Annotated in this window: 19 protein-coding genes; 10 read left to right on the forward strand and 9 right to left on the reverse strand. The window is 67.3% G+C overall.

The features are described 5' to 3' along the window. Nucleotides 1–404: 404 nt before the first annotated feature. The gene (locus BVG12_RS22565) at nt 405–1,925 is read left to right on the forward strand and encodes a CYTH and CHAD domain-containing protein (RefSeq protein WP_075794353.1); all 1,521 of its coding nucleotides are present in this window, start codon (nt 405–407) and stop codon (nt 1,923–1,925) included. A 3-nt stretch (nt 1,926–1,928) separates the two neighbouring features. On the opposite strand, the gene BVG12_RS22570 is transcribed toward BVG12_RS22565, so the two are convergent. Next, a complete protein-coding gene (locus BVG12_RS22570; RefSeq protein ID WP_075794354.1) occupies nt 1,929–2,513 on the reverse strand; it encodes an O-methyltransferase in 585 nt (194 codons plus the stop codon). 302 nt (nt 2,514–2,815) lie between these two features. Next, on the reverse strand, nt 2,816–4,192 hold the full coding sequence (locus BVG12_RS22575; RefSeq protein ID WP_075794355.1) for a S41 family peptidase: 1,377 nt from the start codon (nt 4,190–4,192) through the stop codon (nt 2,816–2,818). A gap of 192 nt (nt 4,193–4,384) precedes the next feature. On the opposite strand from BVG12_RS22575, the gene BVG12_RS22580 reads away from it, so the two are divergent. Further along, the gene (locus BVG12_RS22580; RefSeq protein ID WP_075794356.1) at nt 4,385–6,037 is read left to right on the forward strand and encodes an acid phosphatase; all 1,653 of its coding nucleotides are present in this window, start codon (nt 4,385–4,387) and stop codon (nt 6,035–6,037) included. 168 nt (nt 6,038–6,205) lie between these two features. Then, entirely contained in the window at nt 6,206–7,069 is an 864-nt protein-coding gene (locus tag BVG12_RS22585; RefSeq protein ID WP_083685318.1) for a DUF4142 domain-containing protein, read from the forward strand. Between the two features lie 61 nt (nt 7,070–7,130). Here BVG12_RS22585 and BVG12_RS22590 read toward each other — a convergent pair whose 3' ends face one another. Together BVG12_RS22590 and BVG12_RS22595 are read right to left on the reverse strand one after the other, a co-directional pair. Continuing rightward, nucleotides 7,131–7,709 carry an FMN-binding negative transcriptional regulator gene (locus BVG12_RS22590; protein WP_229503684.1) on the reverse strand — a complete coding sequence of 193 codons (579 nt, stop codon included), beginning with the start codon at nt 7,707–7,709 and terminating at the stop codon, nt 7,131–7,133. Beyond that, nucleotides 7,706–8,170, reverse strand: coding sequence for an OsmC family protein (locus BVG12_RS22595; RefSeq protein WP_075794357.1), 465 nt, complete (start codon nt 8,168–8,170; stop codon nt 7,706–7,708). Before BVG12_RS22595 ends, BVG12_RS22590 begins: the two co-directional genes overlap by 4 nt. A gap of 74 nt (nt 8,171–8,244) precedes the next feature. On the opposite strand from BVG12_RS22595, the gene pdxR reads away from it, so the two are divergent. Further along, nucleotides 8,245–9,753, forward strand: coding sequence for a MocR-like pyridoxine biosynthesis transcription factor PdxR (pdxR, locus tag BVG12_RS22600; protein WP_229503685.1), 1,509 nt, complete (start codon nt 8,245–8,247; stop codon nt 9,751–9,753). Between the two features lie 79 nt (nt 9,754–9,832). Here the strand turns inward: pdxR and BVG12_RS35250 are convergent, their stop codons facing one another. Together BVG12_RS35250 and BVG12_RS35255 are read right to left on the reverse strand one after the other, a co-directional pair. Next, nucleotides 9,833–10,189 carry a c-type cytochrome gene (locus BVG12_RS35250; RefSeq protein WP_229503686.1) on the reverse strand — a complete coding sequence of 119 codons (357 nt, stop codon included), beginning with the start codon at nt 10,187–10,189 and terminating at the stop codon, nt 9,833–9,835. Further along, nucleotides 10,186–10,734: a c-type cytochrome gene (locus BVG12_RS35255; RefSeq protein ID WP_229503687.1), complete on the reverse strand. Its 549-nt coding sequence runs from the start codon at nt 10,732–10,734 to the stop codon at nt 10,186–10,188. Before BVG12_RS35255 ends, BVG12_RS35250 begins: the two co-directional genes overlap by 4 nt. An 88-nt stretch (nt 10,735–10,822) precedes the next feature. Here BVG12_RS35255 and BVG12_RS22610 point away from each other — a divergent pair, with 88 nt between their 5' ends. From BVG12_RS22610 to BVG12_RS22620, 3 genes are read left to right on the forward strand one after another with little or no spacing between them, the layout of a single operon-like run. Further along, complete coding sequence (locus tag BVG12_RS22610; RefSeq protein WP_075794359.1) at nt 10,823–11,215, forward strand: c-type cytochrome; 393 nt, start codon at nt 10,823–10,825, stop codon at nt 11,213–11,215. Next, nucleotides 11,212–12,141, forward strand: coding sequence for a cytochrome c oxidase subunit II (locus BVG12_RS22615; protein WP_075794360.1), 930 nt, complete (start codon nt 11,212–11,214; stop codon nt 12,139–12,141). Before BVG12_RS22610 ends, BVG12_RS22615 begins: the two co-directional genes overlap by 4 nt. Then, a complete protein-coding gene (locus BVG12_RS22620; RefSeq protein WP_075794361.1) occupies nt 12,138–12,353 on the forward strand; it encodes a hypothetical protein in 216 nt (71 codons plus the stop codon). Before BVG12_RS22615 ends, BVG12_RS22620 begins: the two co-directional genes overlap by 4 nt. Before the next feature lie 4 nt (nt 12,354–12,357). On the opposite strand, the gene BVG12_RS22625 is transcribed toward BVG12_RS22620, so the two are convergent. Beyond that, a complete protein-coding gene (locus BVG12_RS22625; protein WP_156895715.1) occupies nt 12,358–14,220 on the reverse strand; it encodes a PAS domain-containing sensor histidine kinase in 1,863 nt (620 codons plus the stop codon). Between BVG12_RS22625 and BVG12_RS22630 the strand changes: the two genes are divergently transcribed. Beyond that, on the forward strand, nt 14,219–16,243 hold the full coding sequence (locus BVG12_RS22630; RefSeq protein ID WP_218921027.1) for a glycoside hydrolase family 2 protein: 2,025 nt from the start codon (nt 14,219–14,221) through the stop codon (nt 16,241–16,243). The two genes, BVG12_RS22625 and BVG12_RS22630, sit on opposite strands and share 2 nt — an antisense overlap. Here BVG12_RS22630 and BVG12_RS22635 read toward each other — a convergent pair. Beyond that, nucleotides 16,141–16,800 (reverse strand): glutathione S-transferase family protein, encoded by a 660-nt coding sequence (locus tag BVG12_RS22635; RefSeq protein WP_075794363.1) that lies wholly within the window; start codon nt 16,798–16,800, stop codon nt 16,141–16,143. The two genes, BVG12_RS22630 and BVG12_RS22635, sit on opposite strands and share 103 nt — an antisense overlap. 110 nt (nt 16,801–16,910) lie before the next feature. Between BVG12_RS22635 and BVG12_RS22640 the strand changes: the two genes are divergently transcribed. Next, the gene (locus tag BVG12_RS22640) at nt 16,911–17,429 is read left to right on the forward strand and encodes a winged helix-turn-helix transcriptional regulator (protein WP_075796509.1); all 519 of its coding nucleotides are present in this window, start codon (nt 16,911–16,913) and stop codon (nt 17,427–17,429) included. Continuing rightward, nucleotides 17,430–17,885: an NAD(+)--rifampin ADP-ribosyltransferase gene (gene arr / locus BVG12_RS22645; RefSeq protein ID WP_075794364.1), complete on the forward strand. Its 456-nt coding sequence runs from the start codon at nt 17,430–17,432 to the stop codon at nt 17,883–17,885. It begins immediately after the preceding gene. A gap of 1 nt (nt 17,886) precedes the next feature. Here the strand turns inward: arr and BVG12_RS22650 are convergent, their stop codons facing one another. Continuing rightward, a complete protein-coding gene (locus tag BVG12_RS22650) occupies nt 17,887–19,197 on the reverse strand; it encodes a PEP-CTERM sorting domain-containing protein (RefSeq protein ID WP_075794365.1) in 1,311 nt (436 codons plus the stop codon). Nucleotides 19,198–19,542 lie beyond the last annotated feature (345 nt).

Here is a 19,542-nt window from a genome sequence, read left to right on the forward strand (position 1 = left end):
CGGTCGCGGGCCGCACCTGCACGTCGAGGCGGCCGTCGCCGGCGAGCCGCAACGCGCCGAACCCCTGGTAGACCATGGCGCGCCGTCCGGGCAGGTGAGGTCCCCCGCCGTGCTCGCGCGCGTGGCTGACGTAGCGGATGGCGTCGGCACCGGCTCTTGCCATGGTTGTCTCCTGGAAATGCCGGTCGCATGAATGCCGGCCCAGCCCCTGTACGGTAGCGGCACGCGATCGACGCCGGCCTGCTCCGCGTCAGCCGTGCATGCGCACGCCCTCGATGCGGCGCGAGTACGTCCCATACGAAACACGATAGTGATGACGCGAGGAATCATTACGATCCCCGGTCGCGTGTGTCGGTCCCGCCGGGGATGCGCTACAGTGGGAGGATGTCGTGACAGGAGTTATCATGGAGTGTGAAATCAAATTGACGGTGGACGCGGCCGGCGCCGCCCAGATCAAGAAATCCGCCGTGCTGCGCGAGCACGCCGTGTCGAAACCGCAGGACCAGGACCACGTCGACCGCTATTTCGACACCGGCGGCTTCGATTTGTGGAAGCACGGTTTCGCCCTGCGCGTGCGCAGCGCCGACGGGCGCCACGTGCAGACATTGAAGGGCGGCGGCAGCGCCGTGGCCGGCCTGCACCGGCGCACCGAGCTGGAAGCCGAGATCCCGTCCGAGACGCCCGACCACGATCTGTTCGACAAGCAGCTGCGCCAAGCGTTGCCCGATCTCGCGCACAGCCTGGACAGCCGCCAGCTTGCCGACGAACCGGTCTTCGTCAACCGCACGAAGCGCACGTCGTGGATGCTCGCGCTGCCGGACGGCACGCACGTCGAGTGCGCGCTGGACGTCGGCGAATTGCAGCACGGCGAGCGCACGGCCCAGGTGCGCGAACTGGAACTCGAAGTCAAGGACGGCGATCCGGCCTGCCTGTACGAACTGGCGCGCCGGGTGCACGAGACGACGCCCGTGCGCATCGAAAACATCAGCAAGGCCGAGCGTGGTTATGCGCTGGCCACCGAGGACAAGCCACACGCCGTCAAGGCTACGCCCGTGACGGTCAAGCGCAAGGCCACGCTGGGCGACGCCCTGGGCGCCATCCTGCAGAACTGCCTGCAGCAGATGCAGGCCAACGAGCGGGGCGTGCTGGCGGGCGACGTCGAGAGCCTGCACCAGATGCGCGTCGGCCTGCGCCGCCTGCGCGCCGCCCAGGCGATGATGCAGAGCCTCGTGCAGCTGCCCGAGCCGCTGGCGGCCGACATCGAATGGCTCGCGGGCGAGCTGGGCGACGCGCGCAACTGGGACGTGTTCCTCGAATCCGTGCTGCCCGGCCTGCCGTTGTCGGAGGCGCAGAAACCGTCGCTGGCGCGCGTGGAGGCGGCCGCGCGCGAGGAAGCGGAGCGCCACCGCGCACGCGTGCGGTCGGCGGTCGGCAGTCCGCGCTACACGACGCTGATGCTGGCGCTGGGCGGCTGGATCGCGGGCAAGGGCTGGCAGCAGACGACCTTGCCGTCCGACCCGCTCGAGCAAAAGGTCGCGAAGGCCGCGCCGCAGCTGGTGCAGCACGCGGCCGCGCGCGTGCGCAAGCGCGCCCGCGGCTACGACCTGAAACGGCCGGAATGCCTGCACAAGGTGCGTATCGCGGCCAAGAAGGAGCGCTATGCGCGCGAGTTCTTCGTCGCGCTGTCGCACGACCGCAAGGCGACCAGGCGCCACGATCTGCTGACCGGCATGCAGGACGAGCTGGGCGAGATCAACGACGCGTTCGTCGCGCGCGAACTGGTCGCGCAATTGCGTGACCGGGTGCCGCAGGAGGCGGGGCTGCTCGGCTTCATCGAGGGCGTGCTGGCCGAGCGTGCAATCGATGCGATGCCGCGGGCGCGCCGTCACGTGAAGGGACGGCTGCGCAACCGGGCGCGCTTTTGAGCCTCAGGCCTTCACGGCCAGGAATTCGCCTTTCCCGACCGGGACCAGGCTCGCCGTGAAGGCGCGGTCGGCGCGCACGGCGGCCGTGAATCCGGCCATCTCTTCCGCATGCGACGTCGCGTTGTCGACGACGAGCAGGCCGCCCCGACGCAGCACGCGGCGGATGTCGGGCCACCAGTCCGGATAGGCGCTGCGCTGCGCATCGAGGAAGATCAGGTCGAACGAGGCGTCGAACAGGCTCTCCAGCATCGTGCCGGCATCGCCTTCGAGCAGGGTGATGCGGGTATCCAGGCCGGCCCGCGCGAAGTTGGCGCGGGCCATCTCGATCTTGGTCTGGGCCAGTTCGATCGTCGTGACGGCACCGCCGACGTCCGCCACGGCATCGGCCAGCCACAGCGTCGAATAGCCGTTCGACGTGCCGATCTCCAGGATGCGGCGCGCCCCCGTCGCCTTGGCCAGCAAGGCCAGGAATTCGCCCGTGGCGGGCGTGATGTTGAGCAAGCGCCCAGTGTGGTTGGCGGGATCGCCGTCGTGCGCGGCGCCGAAGGCGGCAAGTTCGTCGAGCAGGGTCTTGAGGTGCCGATCCAAAACAATCTCCTATCGTGGGCGGTCCGTAAACACCAAATGTCGTTCCCGCGCAGGCGGGAACCCATACTGAATCACGGAACCCGCTACGTTGGAAGCACTGCGACGCCTTCAACGTACCGACTCCGGAACCTCGGCATGGATTCCCGCTTTCGCGGGAACGACGAATAAATTTGGTGCCGGTATGTTTCCCGACCGCCGGCGCCGGTAGGGCGGCCGCGCCGCCTTGTGCTCTTTTCCCTAGGAGCGACGCGTATTCTGACGGCCGAATATGACGCCGGTTTGACGTCCATGTGACGGCGCCGTTACGGCGCGCCGGCGGCCACTATCGTGCCGCCCCATTTGCCCAGCAGGCCGGAAAGCAGCGGCGTGCGCTTGTCTTCCGGCGTGAGGACGGCCACCGCGGTCTGCAGGGCCTTGTCGCCGCGCGTGCCGAACGTGCGCGTGGATTCCGGCGGTTCGCGCTTCGCGGCCGCCGTCGTGTCCAGCGGTTGCGCCGGCGGCAAGTGGTTCGCAAGGTCCGCTTCGCGCAGCAGCAGGTCGTCGTCGGCCGCGACGGCCGGTGTGACGGCGATGTCGGGCGTGACGCCGCGCGCCTGGATCTCGTGGCCGTTCGGCGTGAAGTAGCGCGCCACGGTGAACTTGATGCCGCTGTCCTCGTCCAGCGAAATGACGGACTGGATCGAGCCCTTGCCGAACGTGCGCGTGCCGATCACGGTGGCGCGGTGCTGGTCCTGCAGGGCGCCCGTGACCAGTTCGGCGGCCGAGGCGGACGCGCCGTTCACGAGCACCGTCAGCGGCACGGTGCGGGTCCAGGCGGGCAGACCGGCCAGGACGTCGGGCTGGCCAAGTGCGTGATAATAGCGCTCGTCGACGGTGACGGTGGCGTTGGCGCCCGGCTCGCGCCCGCGCGCCGAGAACAGCACGGTGCCCGGCTGCAGGAACGCGCCGGCGACCGCGACCCCCGTCGCCACCAGGCCGCCCGGATCGTTGCGCAGGTCCAGGATCAGGCCGCGCGGCGGGTCCTTGCCGTCCAGTTTTTTCAGGGCCGCCGCCAGATCGCCCGCCGTGGCGCCGCCGAATTCGGAGATGCGGATCCAGGCCAGGCCCGGCGCGGCCATCTTGACGTGCACCGTGTCGTCGTGCAGGTCCGCGCGCGTGATGCGCAGCGTCTCGACCTTGCCGCCGCGCGCGACGCCGATGGCGACGACGGTTCCCGGCGCGCCGTGCATGCGCCGCGCGACATCGTCGCCCGCCAGGCCGGCGACGGGCGCGCCGTCCACGGAAAGGATCACGTCGCCCGGCCGGATGCCCGCGCGTTCGGCCGGCGAACCGTCGGTGGCGGCGACGACGCGCAGCCGGTCGCGGTTGCCTTCGACCTCGATGCCGATGCCCACGTACTCGCCGCTGTTCTCGCGTCCGACGTCGCGCATGGCGTCCTTGTCCAGGTAGCGCGAGTGCGCGTCCAGCGCGGCCAGCATGCCGGACAGGGCGCCGTCGAACAGCGCCTTGTCGTCCGTCTCGCCGACGTAGTTCTGCTTGATCAGCGCATAAGCCGCCAGCAGGCGCTCCACCTGCGCCTGCGGCAGCGTCAAGGCAGGCGCCGCCGTGTCCTCGGCGTGGACGATGGGCGCGCAGGCCAGGACGAGGGCGCCGATGGCGGCGCGCGCGATGCGTTTCATGGAGATCCTTTCGTCGATTCGTTCCTGGCATTCTGGCGCGCCGGGATGTTAAGCGCCGTTAAACGGGGGTAAATCGGCGTTAAGGAGTTGTAAGCGATCGCTGTCGCTTTTTGCCCGTATTGACGGGCCTTTTTCTTTTGCCGATGGCAAAAAGAACAGATAATCATTTCTTTGCCGCCACAGGAGAAGGTCATGCAAGACCACGACGATCACGACCGCCATCCGGAAGACCTGCCCGCCAGCCCCGCGCGCCGCCGCATCTTCCAGGCCGCGGCGGCCGTGGGCCTGTCCGCCTCGGTGGCGCCGGCCAGCGAGGCGAAGCCCAGGCACGTCAAACCCGTCGCCGGCTCGCTGGACGCGAAGCTCAAGGCGCACGTCAAGAACGTCGTCGTGATCTACCTGGAGAACCGCAGCTTCAACAACCTGTTCGCCGGTTTCCCCGGACTCGCGCAACCGCTGCCGCCGGCGCAGGGCGTGCAGAAGGACCGCGACGGCAGCGTGCTGCCGGAACTGCCGAAGATCTGGGGCGGCATGGTGCCGGCGCGCCAGAACATCGGCGGCAAGGATTACCTGATCAAGGAAGACGACATCCAGCACCTGCCGAACGCGCCGTTCAAGCTGACGGATGCCGCGGGCAAGCCGCTGCCGGAAGGGATCATCACGCGCGACTTGTGGCACCTGTTCTACCAAAACCAGATGCAGATCAACGGCGGCAGGAACGACGGCTTCGTGGCCTGGGGCGACAACGGCGCGCTGACGATGGGGCATTACGGCGAGACGTCGAAGAATCTGGGGCTGTGGCAGATCGCGCGCGAGTTCACGCTGTGCGACAACTTCTTCATGGGCGCGTTCGGCGGCTCCTATCTGAACCACCAGTTCCTGATCAGCGGCCGCGTGCCGGAATTCTTCAATGCGGCATCCACACCGGCAGCAAAGAAGATCGCCGTGCTGGACGACGGTCCGACGGGTTATCGCCTCGCGACCGCGCCCGATTCGCCCAAGTCGGCGCTGGACGGCAAGCCGAAGTTCGTCAACAACGGCACCATCACGCCGGACGGCTACGCGGTCAACACGATGGCGCCGCCGTACCAGCCGAGCTGGGTGCGTCCGGCTCCCGACGGCGACGCGCACCTGGCCGATCCGCAGGATCCGGCCGTGCTGCCGCCGCAGACGTATGCGACGATCGGCGACCTGTTGTCCGAACAAGGCGTCAGCTGGGCGTGGTATGCGGGCGCGTGGCAGGCGGCGCTGGACGGCCGCGGCGAAGGCGAACGTCCGAACTTCCAGTTCCACCACCAGCCCTTCAATTACTTCAAGCAGTTCGGGCCGGGCACCGCGGCGCGCGCCGCGCACCTGCGCGACGGCGGCCTGGGCGACAGTCCGATCTCGAACAAATTCATCGCCGACGCCGTCAAAGGGAAGCTTCCGGCCGTCACGTTCTACAAGCCGCAGGGGAATTTGAACCTGCATGCGGGTTATTCGGATGTCGAATCGGGCGACGCCCACGTGGCCAACGTGATCGAGCACCTCAAGAAATCGCCGCAGTGGAAAGACATGGTCGTCGTGATCGCTTTCGACGAGAACGGCGGCTGGTGGGACCACGTTGCGCCGCCGCAGGGCGACCGCTGGGGACCCGGCTCGCGCATTCCGGCCATCGTCGTGTCGCCGTATGCGAAGAAGGGCGCGGTCGACCACAATTTCTACGACACGACGTCGATCCTGCGCTTCATTACGCGCCTGCACGGCCTGCCCCTGCTGGAAGGCCTGGCCGCGCGCAACGCGGCGTTCGCGGCGCGCGGCGCGCGCCCGCCGGGCGACTTGACGGGCGCGCTGAGCTTCCGCTGACGGTCGCTTATTTTTCGCATATCGACAAAACTTTCCTGTTGGCTAACGCGCGCTGTTCAAGAAAACACAGCGATACACTTTGCTACGGCCGTTGTCATTTGAACACGAGCTTGCGCACGGCTTGTCCCCGCCAGGCGCCAACTTCATAACAGAGTTCAGGAGAGCAAAATGCAGAAAAATAAAACCTTGAAGGCACTGCTGGCCGTCTCGACGGTGGCCGCCATGTTCAGCGCCGCCGGCGTGCAGGCGCAGAATACGGTCAGCCAGACCCCCAGCCAGACCGGCACCAGCAGCACCCCCGGCAAACAGAACACCTCCGGCAAGACCACCCGCGAAGGCACCATCGACAACAGCAACAGCACCGGCATGGAAAACCGCGCCAAGCAGGCGGGCGGCACGGGTTCCTCGGGCATGGCCGGCCACAGCGCATCCGGCATGTCGGGTCAGGCCACGGGCAACTCCAGCACGGCAGGCGCGGCCGGCATGACCGGTAAAAGCACGAGCAGCACCAGCAGCACGAGCATGGGCGCGAGCGGCGCCGGCCAGTCGGCGGCGGGTGCCCCCACCGGCGCCAAGCTGAACGCCGGCGACGAAAAAATCCTCAAGGAAATGGCGATAGCCGACATGTCCGAAGTCGAAGGCGGCAAGCTGGCCCAGAGCAAGAGCCAGAACAGCGAGGTGAAGGCCTTCGCCCAGCAGATGATCGACGACCACACGTCGAACCTGAACGACGTGAAGGCCCTGGCCCAGGCGCGCGGCGTGACCCTGCCGGCCGAGCCGGACGCCAAGCACAAGGCCATGGCCGCCAAGCTGGAAAAGATGAGCGGCGACGCCTTCGACAAGGCCTATATGAAGCAGGCCGGCGTGCAGGATCACAAGACCGTCCACGCCAAGCTGATGGCGGCGGCGAAGAAAGCCAAGGATGCGGAAGTGAAAGCACTGGTCGAAAAAACCGAGCCGGTGGTCGCGCAGCACCTGAAATCCGCCGAACAGATGAAGATGGCGAAGTCGGGCACGACGTCCGGCAAGTAACGGGAGTTGTAGGGTGGGGTGATTGATGCCCCCGGCATCAATCACCCACCATGCGCTGGCGCTACCGCATCGCCGCCAGCACGCGCGCCCGTTCCTCGGGCGTGCGGTTCTGGCTCATCTTGAATTTGGCTTCCAGCCGTTCGACGACGATCTCGATGCCGACCGTCGCCCGCACGAGCTTCTCGATGTACCCGCGCGGCGCATCCTCCACTTTCCAGCCGGCGCGCGCATCCTCGTGGCGCCCCGTCATCCTGGTCATCTGTCCCAGAATCCACGCGGGATCGTCGATCGCGCGCAGCCGCCCGTGCGCATGCACGACGGCGTAGTTCCACGTCGGCACGGCGCGTCCTTCCGCCGCCTCCAGGTCGTACAGCAGCGGCGACACATAGCTCGACGCGCCCTGGAACAGCACGAGCACCGGCGATCCATCCGATTGCCAGACCGGGTTCGCGCGCGCCACGTGGGCGCGCAGCACGCCGTGCGGCGCGGCGTCGGCCGGCGGCGCCAGTTCGAACGGAATGTGGTCCGCTTCCAGGCCGCCGTCACCGGCACGCACCAGCGCACCCAGCGGATGCGCGGCGATCAGCGCCAGCATGTCGGCCTGCGAGTCCGCGGTGAAATGCGTCGGCACGTACATCATTCGAACCCTTCCACGACGATCTCTCCCTTGAGCGAATTGGCGATGTAGCAGCGCGCATGCGCCTCGTGGTGCAGCTCGGCGAGCGCCGCATGGTCGGGCCGGCGCGCGCCGTCGAACGCGATGGCCGGGTTGAGCACGATGCGCGTGATGGCCGGGCGGCCGTCCGCGCCGGCATCGAGCAGGCCGACGGCATGGTCGTCGTAGCGGTCGACGACGTAGCCGCGCGCGGCCGCCAGCGACAGGAAGAACAGCATGTGGCAGCTGGCCGCGGCCGCGACGAGGGCCTCTTCCGGATCGACGGCGGCCGGGTCGGACAGCGGCACGGGCACCGACAGCGGCGACGACGACGCCGGCACGTCCAGGCCGCCGTCGAAACGCCAGCGGTGCGCGCGGCTGTAGCGCTGGTCGGTGAAAGCCTGGTCGCCGCGCTGCCAGGCCAGGGTGGCTTCGAATCGTTTCATCGTGTCCCCGTGTGCGAAAGAGCTTCCATCTTAGGCCGTCGGGTGGCTTGCTCAAATGACCAATTTTCGCGAAGATGGGCGTACCAATCACGATGACGCCCATGCTCGTCCACGACATCCTCGCCGCCGCCACGCTCGAGCGCGACGCCGCCGCGCCGTTGTTCCGCCAGCTGTACGTCCACCTGAAGGAGGCGATCCTGACCGGGCGCATCGGCGCCGGCGTGCGCCTGCCGGCCACGCGTACGCTGTGCCGGTTGCTGGGCGTGTCGCGCCAGACCGTGCTGGCCGCGTACGAGCAGCTGATGGCCGAGGGCTATCTGGAGGGCACGGTCGGGAAGGGCACGTTCGTCAGCGCGTCGCTGCCGGCCGGCGCGCGCAATGACGGCGCCGCGCCGGCGCTGGTGCGTCCGCTGTCGGCGCGCGGAGAACTCATCGCGGGCGGCATGGCGCGCGTGTTGCACCACGCGGGGCCGCTGCGCGCCTTCCGCGCCAGCATGCCGGGCCTGGACCTGTTCCCGTTCGACGTCTGGCGCCGGCTGGAAGCGCGTCACTGGCGCCATTCGACCGCGTCGCTCGGCTACGCCGACGCGGCCGGCCATGCGCCGCTGCGCGAGCTGCTGTGCGCCTACCTGAAGGCGTCGCGCGGCGTGCAGTGCAGCCCGGACCAGATCGTGATCACGTCCGGGTCGCAGCAGGCGCTGTACCTGCTGGCCCAGCTGCTGCTCGCGCCGGGCGAATCGATGTGGATCGAATCGCCCGGCTACCAGGGCGCGGTGGCGCCGTTCACGGTGGCCGGCGCGCGCGTCTGCCCGGTGCCCGTCGACGTTGAAGGCATGGACGTGGCCTACGCGATGAAGCACTATCCGGACGCGCGCCTCGCGTTCGCGACGCCGTCGCACCAGCTGCCGCTGGGCGTGACCATGAGCCTGCGGCGCCGGTTCGAACTGCTGCGCTGGGCCGAGGCGAACCGCGCGTGGATCGTCGAGGACGACTACGACAGCGAGTACCGCCACACGGGGCCGCCGCTGGCATCGCTGCAAAGCCTGGACCGCGCGGGCTGCGTGATCTATGCGGGCACGCTGTCGAAAGTGCTGTTCCCCGCGCTGCGCCTGGGCTATGTGGTGGCGCCGCCGCCGCTGGCCGCGGCGCTGGCGCGGGCCAAGGCCGTCGTCGACCGCCACAGCCCCATCGTGCCGCAGGCGGCGCTGGCAGACTTCATCGCGGGCGGCCATTTCGCGCGCCACATCCGGCGCACGCGCGACGCGTACGGCGAGCGCCGGCAAGCGCTCATCGATGCGCTCGACGCGCGCCTGGCGGGCCGGCTGCGCCAGGGGCCGTCCGACGCGGGCCTCGATCTGTGCGTGCATTTTATGGAAACGGAAACGCTGGCCGAGGAGACCGTCGCGCGGCACGCCCGCGACCTCGGCGTCGACGTGCGCACGCTGGGCTATTACACGAATCCAGCGGCCGGCGCCGATTGCGCCGTCGATCCCGGGCTGCTGCTGGGCTTTTCGGCGTTCACGCCGGACGTGATCCGTGCCGGCGTGGCGGATCTGGAGCGGGCCATCGAACGGGCCGCGTAGGGTGGGCGCCCTGCGCCCACGCGTAACGCCAACACGCCGCAAACGTCGCGCGTGGGCACCGTGTGCCCACCCTACCGCGCTAATGCGCCAATAGATAAGCGCTCATGTCCAGCGCATCGCGCTCGCTCACGCCCAGCACGGGCATCGCTGTGCGCGGGTCGACGGCTTGCGGATTGCGGATCCAGCGCACGAGGTTGGCCTGGTCGTTCGGCAGCGTGCCGGCGATGATGCGGCGCCTCGCCATGTCGTCGAGCGGGCGGCCGACGTAGACCTTCGATCCGGTCACGCCGGGGATGATGTGGCATGCGCGGCAGCCGTACTGGGCGAGGGCGATCTTGCCGCGGGCCGGATCGCCCCGGACGCCGCCGGGGGCGCGGTGCTCGTCGCCGCAGCCGGCCAGCAGGAGCAAGGCGGCGACTAGGATCGGCCGCTTCATCGTTTGCCCTCCGCGCCGGGCGCCGTCAACGCACGGTAGTCGGCTGCGCTCAGCACCGGCAGCTGCATCACGAAGGCGACCGTCGCCCACATCTCGTCCTCGCTCAGATGGTATTCCCACGCGGGCATGCCGCTCATCTTGATGCCGTGGCGGGCAATCCAGTACAACTCGCGCGGCTTCCAGTGCCGGCTGGCGTCCACCAGCGGACCGGGCACCGGCTGCATGCTCAGGCCGTGGTTGCCGGGTGCGACGCCCGGGCCGCCGTGGCATTGGGCGCAGTTGTCGCGGTAGACGGCCGCCCCGCGCAGCACCTGGTCATGGCTGCCCAACGCGGGTACCAGGACACGCTTCGCATGATGGCGCACCGAGTAGTGCATCGCCTGTTCGAGCAGGCTGTAGACGGGCTGGAAGTGCTGCGTGGTCGCGCCGACGTCGTACCAGCCGGCGCGCACCACGACGAAGGCCCCGAGCGCGCCGACGGCCCCCGCGCCCAGCAGGGTGGCGATGGCGGTCGTCAGGATCAGGCGGGTGCGCGTGGCGGGCATGCGAATCGGATGAACGAATCGTGTTAAAAAAAATGCATGATGTCCGGTATTATAAAAGCCAACCCAATGTCGTGGATTCAACCGTGCCATGTCCTCGCCAGGTATCCGCACCGCTTCCTTCGCGCTCGTATTGACGTGCGCTTTGCTGCTGTCCGGTTGCAGCAAGAGAGAAAGCGACGATTATCGCCAGCCTTACCAAGGCGGCGACGCGGCGACCGGCAAGAAGCTGGTCACGCAATACCAGTGCGGCGCGTGCCATAAAATCCCGAACGTCGCGGGCGCCGGCGGCCTGGCCGGTCCGGACCTGGAAAAGTTCGGGCGCCTGAGCTACATCGCGGGCGGCATCCCCAACGACCCGCCGCGCCTCGTGGCCTGGCTGCTCGACCCGCCCGCCCTCAAGCCCGGGACGATCATGCCGGCCATGGGCATGACGGAGCAGGAGGCGCGCCATATGGCGGCCTACCTTTACACATTGCGATGAACGGGACGCTGCAATCCGTCCTGCACCCGGCCGGCCTTGACGCCGCCGTCATCAGCCAGTTCGCATGGGTCCTGTTCGGGGCCGGCACCCTCATCTTCGCCGCCGTGATGGCGCTGCTGGTCCTCGGCCTGCGCGACAACGCCACGCCGCTGCGGCCCGGCCTGTGGATCGCCGGCGCGGGCGTCGCCTTCCCCGTGCTCGTGCTGTCGGTGCTGCTGGTGTGGAGCACGTGGCGCAGCGCCCGACTCGTTCCGCAAAGCCCGAACGCCGCGCTTAGTATCTCCGTCACGGCGCGCATGTGGTGGTGGGAAGTGCGCTACCGCGATCCGGGCAGCGGGCGCGAGATCGTCACCGCCAACGAGATCCACGTCCCGGTCGGGCAGGCCGTGTACGTGGGGCTGAACGCGTCCGACGTCATCCACAGCCTGTGGGTGCCCGCGCTGTCCGGCAAGCCCGACATGATCCCCGGCCGCGTCACCGGCCTCACCTTGCGTGCCGAGCGGCCCGGCGTCTACCGGGGCCAGTGCGCGGAATTCTGCGGCGCCAAGCACGCCCGCATGGCGCTGCACGTCGTCGCGCTGGCGCCTGACGCGTTCCGCGACTGGCTGCAACGCCAGGCGGAGCCGGCCCGCAAGCCGCAGGGCGCCCTGCTGGAGCGGAGCCGCGCCGCCTTTCTCGAACAGCGCTGCCAGTCCTGCCACACGATCCGCGGCGTGGCGGAGACGGCGAGACGCGGGCCCGACCTGACGCACGTCGGCAGCCGCATCCGGATCGGCGCCGGGCTGCTGCGCACCCACCAGGGCACGCTGGCCGGCTGGAACGCCGACCCGCTAGCCGTCAAGCCCGGCGTGTTCATGCCGGCGGCCGCCGGCAGCGACGGCGAATCGCTGCGCGCGCTGGCGGCCTATCTCGAGCATCTGCGATGACGGCGCCAAGCGACGACCTGGCGCGGCTGGCGTTTCTTTGCGTCGGCGAGCAACTCAAACATCGGCCTGCTGTACATCGGCACGGCGCTGCGGTTCGGTATCCCGCCTACGTGGCGGGCTTGATCTGGAGTGTCGGCTGGCAGGTCACGCACGTCGGCTTATATCTGTGGCCGGCCTGGCTGCCGGTCGCCAAGAGGTTGCTCGGGCATTGACAGGTCACGCCGCCCTTGGCAACGCCACCCTGAACACGGTCCCTTTGCCCACTTCGCTCTTCACATCGATCGTGCCCTGATGTCCCTGCACGATGCCGTACACGATCGACAAACCGAGCCCGGTGCCCTTGCCGACCGGCTTGGTGGTAAAGAATGGTTCGAAAATATGGTCGAGATGATCGGGCGCGATGCCGCTGCCGTTGTCTTCGATCTCGACCCACACGATCTTGTCGTCGTAGCCGGTGCGTACCACGATGACGCCCTTGCCCTCGATCGCGTGGGCGGCGTTGATGAGCAGGTTCAGGAAGACCTGATTGATTTGCGAGGGCAGGCAATACAGCTCGGGGACGCCGGCGTATTCCTTGACGACGTCCGCCTTGTACTTGATTTCGTTCCAGGCGACGTTCAGGGTGCTGTTCAAGCCCTGTTCGAGATCGGCCATTTCTTTTTCCGTGCCGCCGGGCCGGGAGAAATCCTTCAGGTTCTGCACGATGTGCTTCACGCGCTGCAGGCCTTCCCGCGATTCCACGAACAGGGCGTCAAGGTCCTGGCGGATGTCGTCCAGGCCGATGTCCGCCTTCATGAAGGTGACCGGTGCGCGCGCCTCGCCTGGCAACAATCCTTCGACGCCTTCGAACGCACCGATGAGCTTCAGGATATCTTTTGCGTCGCGTTCGAGCGCGCCGAAATTCGAACTGATGAACGCGAGCGGATTATTGATCTCGTGGGCGACGCCGGCGGCCAGCAGGCCGATCGACGCCATCTTTTCGGATTGCAGCAACTGGCCCTGCATGTCGCTCAGCTTGCGGATCAGGACCTGCTGCTGCTCTTTCTCGGCCTCCAGCCTGGCATTGGCCACTTCCAGCGCCTGCGTGCGTTCGCGCAGACGTTCTTCCATGAGCTTGCGCTGGGTGACGTCGTAACCGATGCCGACGATGCCGTTCACCGCGCCGTCGTCGGCGCGCAGCAGCACCTTGGTCGTCACGGTCCAGCCCAATTCGCCCGTGTCCTGGTCCTCGACCAATTCCTCGTAATCGAACAGCGACTGGCCCGAATCCATGACTTGCTTTTCGTCGGCAAAATATTTCGCCGCCAGTTCGGTCGGGAAGAAATCGTAGTCGGTCTTGCCGATCAACTGCGGCGGTGTCTCGACGCCGGCCAGGCGGGCCATCCGGTTGTTCCCGAACAGGAAGCGGCTTTCGCGGTCCTTGGCGTAGATACGGAATGGAATGTTATCGACCAGGGTGCGCAGCAGGGTTTGTTCGAAAGCCAGTTCCGCGGCCGACCTGTCGTGCCGCTCGCGGTCGTGCCGGATCTGTTCCCGCAGGGCCGCGTTCGTCAACGCGGCCGAGGCCGATGTGGCCAGGATGTCGAGCAGTGCGGCGTCGAACGTCTGCGCATGCGCCAGGACGACCACACCGTCGCCGACGGCGAAACAGGCCGTTCCGTCCGCGCAGACGACTTCGCGCGTGCGCCGGACATGCTCGACGATGTCTGAAGCCGCCGCGTCCGCTTCATGCGCGTCCGCGAGCCAGTCACCCCGCTCGGCACCGCACAGCGTCACCGCAACGGCCACGGTCTCCCGCTGCATTGTCTCCACGCTGGCGGATGTGCAGATGCGACGCAATCCCTGCGCGAGCATGTCGAGCGCGCGCTCTTTGGAATTGCCTTGTGTGAAATTTAGTTTCGACATGGTAATTAATTCTTGCAGTTTCTGCCTCAGCGAACAACTGAATTCGACGCCACGCGCGAAATAGCCACACCGTTCGAGGTCACGATTGTAAATATTGCTCCAGATACGCGACAACGATAACATCGACGCAATAACACCGGTAGCGCTAACTACCCAATTCTCTGGAGACGCCATGACACACCCGTTTGCCCGGCTGACGGCCGTGCTGCATTTTTCCGCATTGGCGCTGGTGGCGTGCACCGCGCAGGCCAGCAGCCTGACGGCACCGGTACAACACATCTACGGCCGCAGCCACGTCAGTCTGGACGGGAGCTGGAGCTACATCGTCGACCCGTACGAGAACGGCTACTACGACTACCGCCACATGCCATTCGACCAGTCGGAAAGCGGCAAGGGCGGCTTCTACGACGACCGCAAGCCGAAGGACAAGACGGACTGGGTCGAGTACGACTTCGACCGCGCGCCGACGATGAAGGTGCCGGGCGACTGGAATTCGCAGGCCGAAAAGCTGCAGCTGTACGAAGGCACCGTGTGGCTGCGCCAGACGTTCCAGGCCGATCCCAAGCCGGGCAAGCATTACGCGCTGTATTTCGGCGCCGTCAATTACGAAGCGCACGTCTACCTGAACGGCAAAAAACTCGGCATGCACAAGGGCGGTTTCACCCCGTTCCAGTTCGACGTGACGGATACGCTGGCGAAGGGCCGCAACGTCGTCGTCGTCAAGGCGGACAACACGCGCCACCGGGACGAGATTCCGACCGTGAACACGGACTGGTGGAACTACGGCGGCATCACGCGCGACGTCATGCTGGCCGAACTGCCCGCCACCTACATCGCCGACTACAAGGTTCAACTGGCGAAAGGCGACGCCCAACGCATCGAAGGTTTTATCCAGATGGCGGGAGACGCCAAGGCGCAGCAGGTGACGGTCAACATCCCCGAAGCGAATATCAAAACCACGGTGCGCACGGATGCGAACGGCCGGGCTTCATTGAATATCCTGAATATCCCCGCGAATAAACTCACGTACTGGTCGCCCGAACAACCGAAGCTGTACACGGTGGAACTCAGCGGCGGCGGCGACAAGGTCGTCGACCGCATCGGCTTCCGCACCATCGAAACGCGCGGCCAGGACATCCTGTTGAACGGTAAATCCGTGTTCCTGCGCGGGATATCGATGCATGACGAGAACCCGCTGATTCCGGGCCGCCTGCGCGGGCAGGGCGACATGCGCATGCTGCTGCAGTGGGCCAAGGAGATGAACTGCAATTACGTGCGGCTCGCGCACTACCCGCACAGCGAAGAGATGATCCGCCTGGCGGACGAGATGGGCCTGATGGTGTGGGCGGAGGTGCCCGTGTACTGGACGATCTCGTGGATGAATCCGGACACGTACGCCAACGCGAACGCGCAGCTGACGGACCTCGTCGCGCGCGACAAGAATCGCGCGAGCGTCATCGTCTGGTCGGTCGGGAACGAGACGCCGATCAGCGCGCCGCGCAATACGTTCATGGGCAACCTGGCGAAGACGGCGCGCGCTCTGGACGACACGCGCCTCGTCGCGGCCGCGCTGGAAATCCATCGCAAGGGCAGCGACATCACCGTGGAGGATCCGCTCGCGGACCTGCTCGATCTTGCGAGCTTCAACGAATACGCCGGCTGGTACTGGGCCAGCAACGCGGAGATGCTGAATTACCGCTTCGACGTCCGCTACAACAAGCCGGTCGTGATCACGGAGTTCGGCGCCGAGGCGCTGGGAGCGCTACCACGCCGACGTCGACACGCGCTGGAGCGAGGAATACCAGGACGCGCTGTACCGCAACCAGTTCAAGATGCTGGCGGCGATTCCCGGACTGCGCGGGATGACGCCGTGGGTGCTCGTCGACTTCCGTTCGCCGCGCCGCCAGCATCCGTACTTCCAGGACTTCTGGAACCGCAAGGGCCTGATCTCGGACGACGGCAAGAAGAAGCGCGCGTTCTGGACCCTGAAGCAGTATTACGACGACGTGCAGCGCAAGTACGCCCATTGATTCAGTGCGGGAGGTCGATGCTTTCCGTTACGAGCCTGGTTCCGGGATTATTGAGCGTCCGGCGTCAATCGCGGTCGGGCGCCCCCAGCGGGAACAGGGGCCGGTACGGCCGCGCCTCGTCCACCGCGCGGGCGAACGACGGCCGCGCCAGCAGGCGCGCGCGGTAGGCGCGCAGCACGGGGTAGCGGCCGGCGATCGGATGCGTCCAGTCGGCGTAGAACAGCGCGGGCGCGGCGGCGCAGTCGGCCAGCGAGAAGTCGACGCCGGCCGCCCAGGTGCGGCCGGCCAGGCACCCCTCCAGCCAGGCGTACGCGAGCTCCAGCTTTTCCGTCGCCGTCGCGAGGCCGTCCGCCCGCTTGGCGGGGTCGCCCGTCAGCGCGCCGTTCACCGCGTGCTGCACCATGGTCATCACGTGCAGGTCGAAGAAGCGGTCCATGAAGCGTACGTCGAGTGCCGCCAACGGGTCGTCCGGCAGCAGGCGCACTGGCCCCGGATGCGTCAGCTGCAGGTATTCGATGACGATGCTGGTCTCGACGACGTTGCGCGCGCCGTCGACGAGCAGGGGAAATTTGCGCAACGGCCAGCGCCGCAGCCATTCCGCGGCGTGCTGCGGCGTGTCCGGCCCGAGGCAGCGGAACTCGAAAGGCGTGTCGTTCTCGTACAGCGCGATGAGCACTTTCTGCGTGTACGACGAGAAGGGATGACCGTAGAGTGCGAGTGACATGGCGGAACCGCTTTCGAAGGGTGGAGGAATAAACTACTTGCAAAGTGCAAGTGGTTAAACGATATCGCTATACTAAGCGGATTGCAAGCATAATGAACAAGGAGCAGGCGATGCCACAGGCCGGACGATCGGGCTGCCCGATCAACCTGACCCTCGAGCAGCTCGGAGACCGCTGGAGCCTGATCGTCATCCGCGACGTCATGTTCGGCAACCGGCGCAGCTATGGCGACCTGCTGGCGCAGAGCGAGGAGGGCATCGCGTCGAACATCCTCGCGGACCGCCTGAAACGCCTGACCGCGGCCGGCCTGCTGACGCGGCGTCCCGACCCGGCGCACCGCCAGAAGGGCATCTACAGCCTGACGGAACCGGCCATCCAGCTCGTGCCCTTGCTCGCGCACATGGGGGCGTGGGGACGCCGGCATACGGCGCCGAGCCGGGAGTTATCCGTGCGGGCGGCGTTGCTGGAGCAGGGCGGGCCGCCGCTGTGGGAGGCGTTCATGGAAGAGCTGCGCCATCTGCACCTGGGGGCGCCCGCGCCGGCGCGGTCCGTGTTCGCGGAGTTGCAGGCGGCGTACGAGGAAGCGGTGCGAACCGCGCGCAGCGAGACGACATCAAGGAGCAATGCGTAGATGACCAATCACGAATGGACCCCCGTCACCCACGACAACTGCAGCAACGTGGCAGGCCCCTTCTATCACGGCACCAGGATCCGTTTCGCGCCGGGCGATCTCTTGACCCCGGGTTGCGCGTCCAATTACGAGGCGGGCCGTGTCTCCAACAACGTGTACTTCGCCGCCGCGCTCGAGCCGGCCGTCTGGGGCGCGGAGCTGGCGACGGCGCTGGCCGGATCGGAAGGCCGTGGCCACGTCTATATCGTGGAACCCATGGGGACGTTTGAGGACGATCCCAACCTGACGAACAAGCGCTTTCCCGGCAACCCGACGAAGTCGTATCGCACGCGCGAGCCGCTCAGGATCGTCGCGGAGGTGAAAGACTGGACGGGGCATCCGCCCGAGGTGCTGCAGCAGATGCTGAAGCACCTGGACGAGTTGCGGCGCGCGGGGCGCGCCGTGATCGAAGACTAGCTCAGTCCCGCGCCCGTTTCTTCGCGCGCCGCGCGGCCAGCAGCGCGGCGATGCCGACGCCGCCGAGCCACGGCGTGCCCGGTTCCGGCACGTTGGCATGCTTCGTCGGCGTCTTGGCCGGATCGTTCGTCTGGCGCGGCAGGTCCGTCGTCGGCGGCAGCAGCGTGTCGGGAAGGGGCGACGGCTTCGGCTCGGGATCGTGCGGGGGCAGGACCGGCTCGTTCGGCGTCGAGGTCGGTTGGGTGCCGGCGGGTTTCGGACTGGTCGTGGTCGAGCCGCCGGGTTTCGGCTTGCTCGTGGTCGAACCGCCCGGTTTCGTACCGCCCGTGGTCGAGTCGACGGGTTTCGAACCGCCGGTCTTGGGCGTCGTGGTGGGCGGCGTCTTCGTATCCGACGTACCGGTACCCGAAGTTCCGGTGCCCGACGTTCCCGTGCCCGACGTTCCAGTGCCGGATGTGCCGGTATTCGACGTTCCGGTGTCCGACGTCCCCGTCGTCGACGTCCCGGTGCCCGGCGTCCCCGTGCCCGATCCGCCGGTGCCCGCGGTGTCGCCCGATACCTTGCTGGCCAGGGCCACCGGCAACATGCCGCGATCCCAGACGCCGCCGAGGCCGCTGCTGGGCACGCCCATCAGGGCGGCGCTGGTGCGCGTCGGAGACGTGCCGCCATGTTGCGTGGTGTCGCCGGTCCCGAAGGACTGGAGTTGGTAGCCATGGCCCGCGGGATTGCCTTCGACCGCGAAGCCGACCTGTTGCACACCGCCTTCGCCGGTGCCGTCCGCCGCCACTTCGACGGAGGAATCGAGTTCTTCCTCGCTCGGTCCGCGGGCTTCGACGGGCAGCTGGGGCACGTCGGAAATGCGGTTGCCGCAGCGCGTACGGATTTGGCTGCGGCCGTCGGAGAGCAGCGTTTCGCCTTCGGCCAGCTGCAGTTTCTTCGCCGTCCAGTACACCTTGTCGCCCTTGCGGTACGAGACGTACACGCCGCGCGGCTTGCGGACCGTCTCGACGGTGGCTTTGTCCGCCTCGAAGGCGGCATAGTGCACCGCCACGACCTTGTCCGTGACGATGGCGCGCGCGAGTTCCTTGCGGTCCGCCAGGCCGCCGGGCACGATCGAATAGGGATAGACGCGCCGCCTCTTGTTCAGCTGTTCCTGGGCTTCCACCTGCGCCGCGGCGCGCAGCACGGTCGGGGCCAGCGCCGCCGCATCGTCGGCAGCCTGCGCGACCGGCGCCAACGGGGCGGATTCCCGCATCTCCAGCGCGAACAGAATAGCGCAGCCCGCCACGCCGGCGAAGGCGATGGCGGCCATGCGTCTTTTCAGGCGCGACCCTTTTCGGTTCCGGCGAATGTAGGCACTGCGGTAGTCCATACGAGTCTCGGGAAGGATAAAGTAGGAGATCTCCTACAGAATAGCATCTTTCTTAATGACAAATCTACATTCCTCTGGAGAAATTCTATTTGCATTGTGTAAATAGAGACACTTTGGCGCTCGACGAGCGCCAGCACGGCCGTGATGTTGTCGCGGCTGCCGGGCGCCCTGGCCAGGGCGATCGGCTCGGCGCAGCAGTGTTCCAGCGATTGCGCATGCGCGGCGGTACTCGGTCGCGGCGTGGTGTGTTGCCGTGCAGGCCGTCGCTGCACGGCAGGGCCGGGT

Origin of the sequence: Massilia putida (assembly GCF_001941825.1) — a bacterium.
Taxonomy (GTDB): domain Bacteria; phylum Pseudomonadota; class Gammaproteobacteria; order Burkholderiales; family Burkholderiaceae_D; genus Telluria; species Telluria putida.

Bases quoted from the DNA above. Each gene is read 5' to 3' on its own strand.
- BVG12_RS22565 (WP_075794353.1), top strand. From the start codon at position 405: ATGGAGTGTGAAATCAAATTGACGGTGGACGCGGCCGGCGCCGCCCAG.
- BVG12_RS22575 (WP_075794355.1), bottom strand. From the start codon at position 4,192: ATGAAACGCATCGCGCGCGCCGCCATCGGCGCCCTCGTCCTGGCCTGC.
- BVG12_RS22580 (WP_075794356.1), top strand. From the start codon at position 4,385: ATGCAAGACCACGACGATCACGACCGCCATCCGGAAGACCTGCCCGCC.
- BVG12_RS22585 (WP_083685318.1), top strand. From the start codon at position 6,206: ATGCAGAAAAATAAAACCTTGAAGGCACTGCTGGCCGTCTCGACGGTG.
- BVG12_RS22590 (WP_229503684.1), bottom strand. From the start codon at position 7,709: ATGATGTACGTGCCGACGCATTTCACCGCGGACTCGCAGGCCGACATG.
- BVG12_RS22595 (WP_075794357.1), bottom strand. From the start codon at position 8,170: ATGAAACGATTCGAAGCCACCCTGGCCTGGCAGCGCGGCGACCAGGCT.
- pdxR (WP_229503685.1), top strand. From the start codon at position 8,245: ATGGGCGTACCAATCACGATGACGCCCATGCTCGTCCACGACATCCTC.
- BVG12_RS35250 (WP_229503686.1), bottom strand. From the start codon at position 10,189: ATGAAGCGGCCGATCCTAGTCGCCGCCTTGCTCCTGCTGGCCGGCTGC.
- BVG12_RS35255 (WP_229503687.1), bottom strand. From the start codon at position 10,734: ATGCCCGCCACGCGCACCCGCCTGATCCTGACGACCGCCATCGCCACC.
- BVG12_RS22610 (WP_075794359.1), top strand. From the start codon at position 10,823: ATGTCCTCGCCAGGTATCCGCACCGCTTCCTTCGCGCTCGTATTGACG.
- BVG12_RS22615 (WP_075794360.1), top strand. From the start codon at position 11,212: ATGAACGGGACGCTGCAATCCGTCCTGCACCCGGCCGGCCTTGACGCC.
- BVG12_RS22620 (WP_075794361.1), top strand. From the start codon at position 12,138: ATGACGGCGCCAAGCGACGACCTGGCGCGGCTGGCGTTTCTTTGCGTC.
- BVG12_RS22630 (WP_218921027.1), top strand. From the start codon at position 14,219: ATGACACACCCGTTTGCCCGGCTGACGGCCGTGCTGCATTTTTCCGCA.
- BVG12_RS22625 (WP_156895715.1), bottom strand. From the start codon at position 14,220: ATGGCGTCTCCAGAGAATTGGGTAGTTAGCGCTACCGGTGTTATTGCG.
- BVG12_RS22635 (WP_075794363.1), bottom strand. From the start codon at position 16,800: ATGTCACTCGCACTCTACGGTCATCCCTTCTCGTCGTACACGCAGAAA.
- BVG12_RS22640 (WP_075796509.1), top strand. From the start codon at position 16,911: ATGCCACAGGCCGGACGATCGGGCTGCCCGATCAACCTGACCCTCGAG.
- arr (WP_075794364.1), top strand. From the start codon at position 17,430: ATGACCAATCACGAATGGACCCCCGTCACCCACGACAACTGCAGCAAC.
- BVG12_RS22650 (WP_075794365.1), bottom strand. From the start codon at position 19,197: ATGGCCGCCATCGCCTTCGCCGGCGTGGCGGGCTGCGCTATTCTGTTC.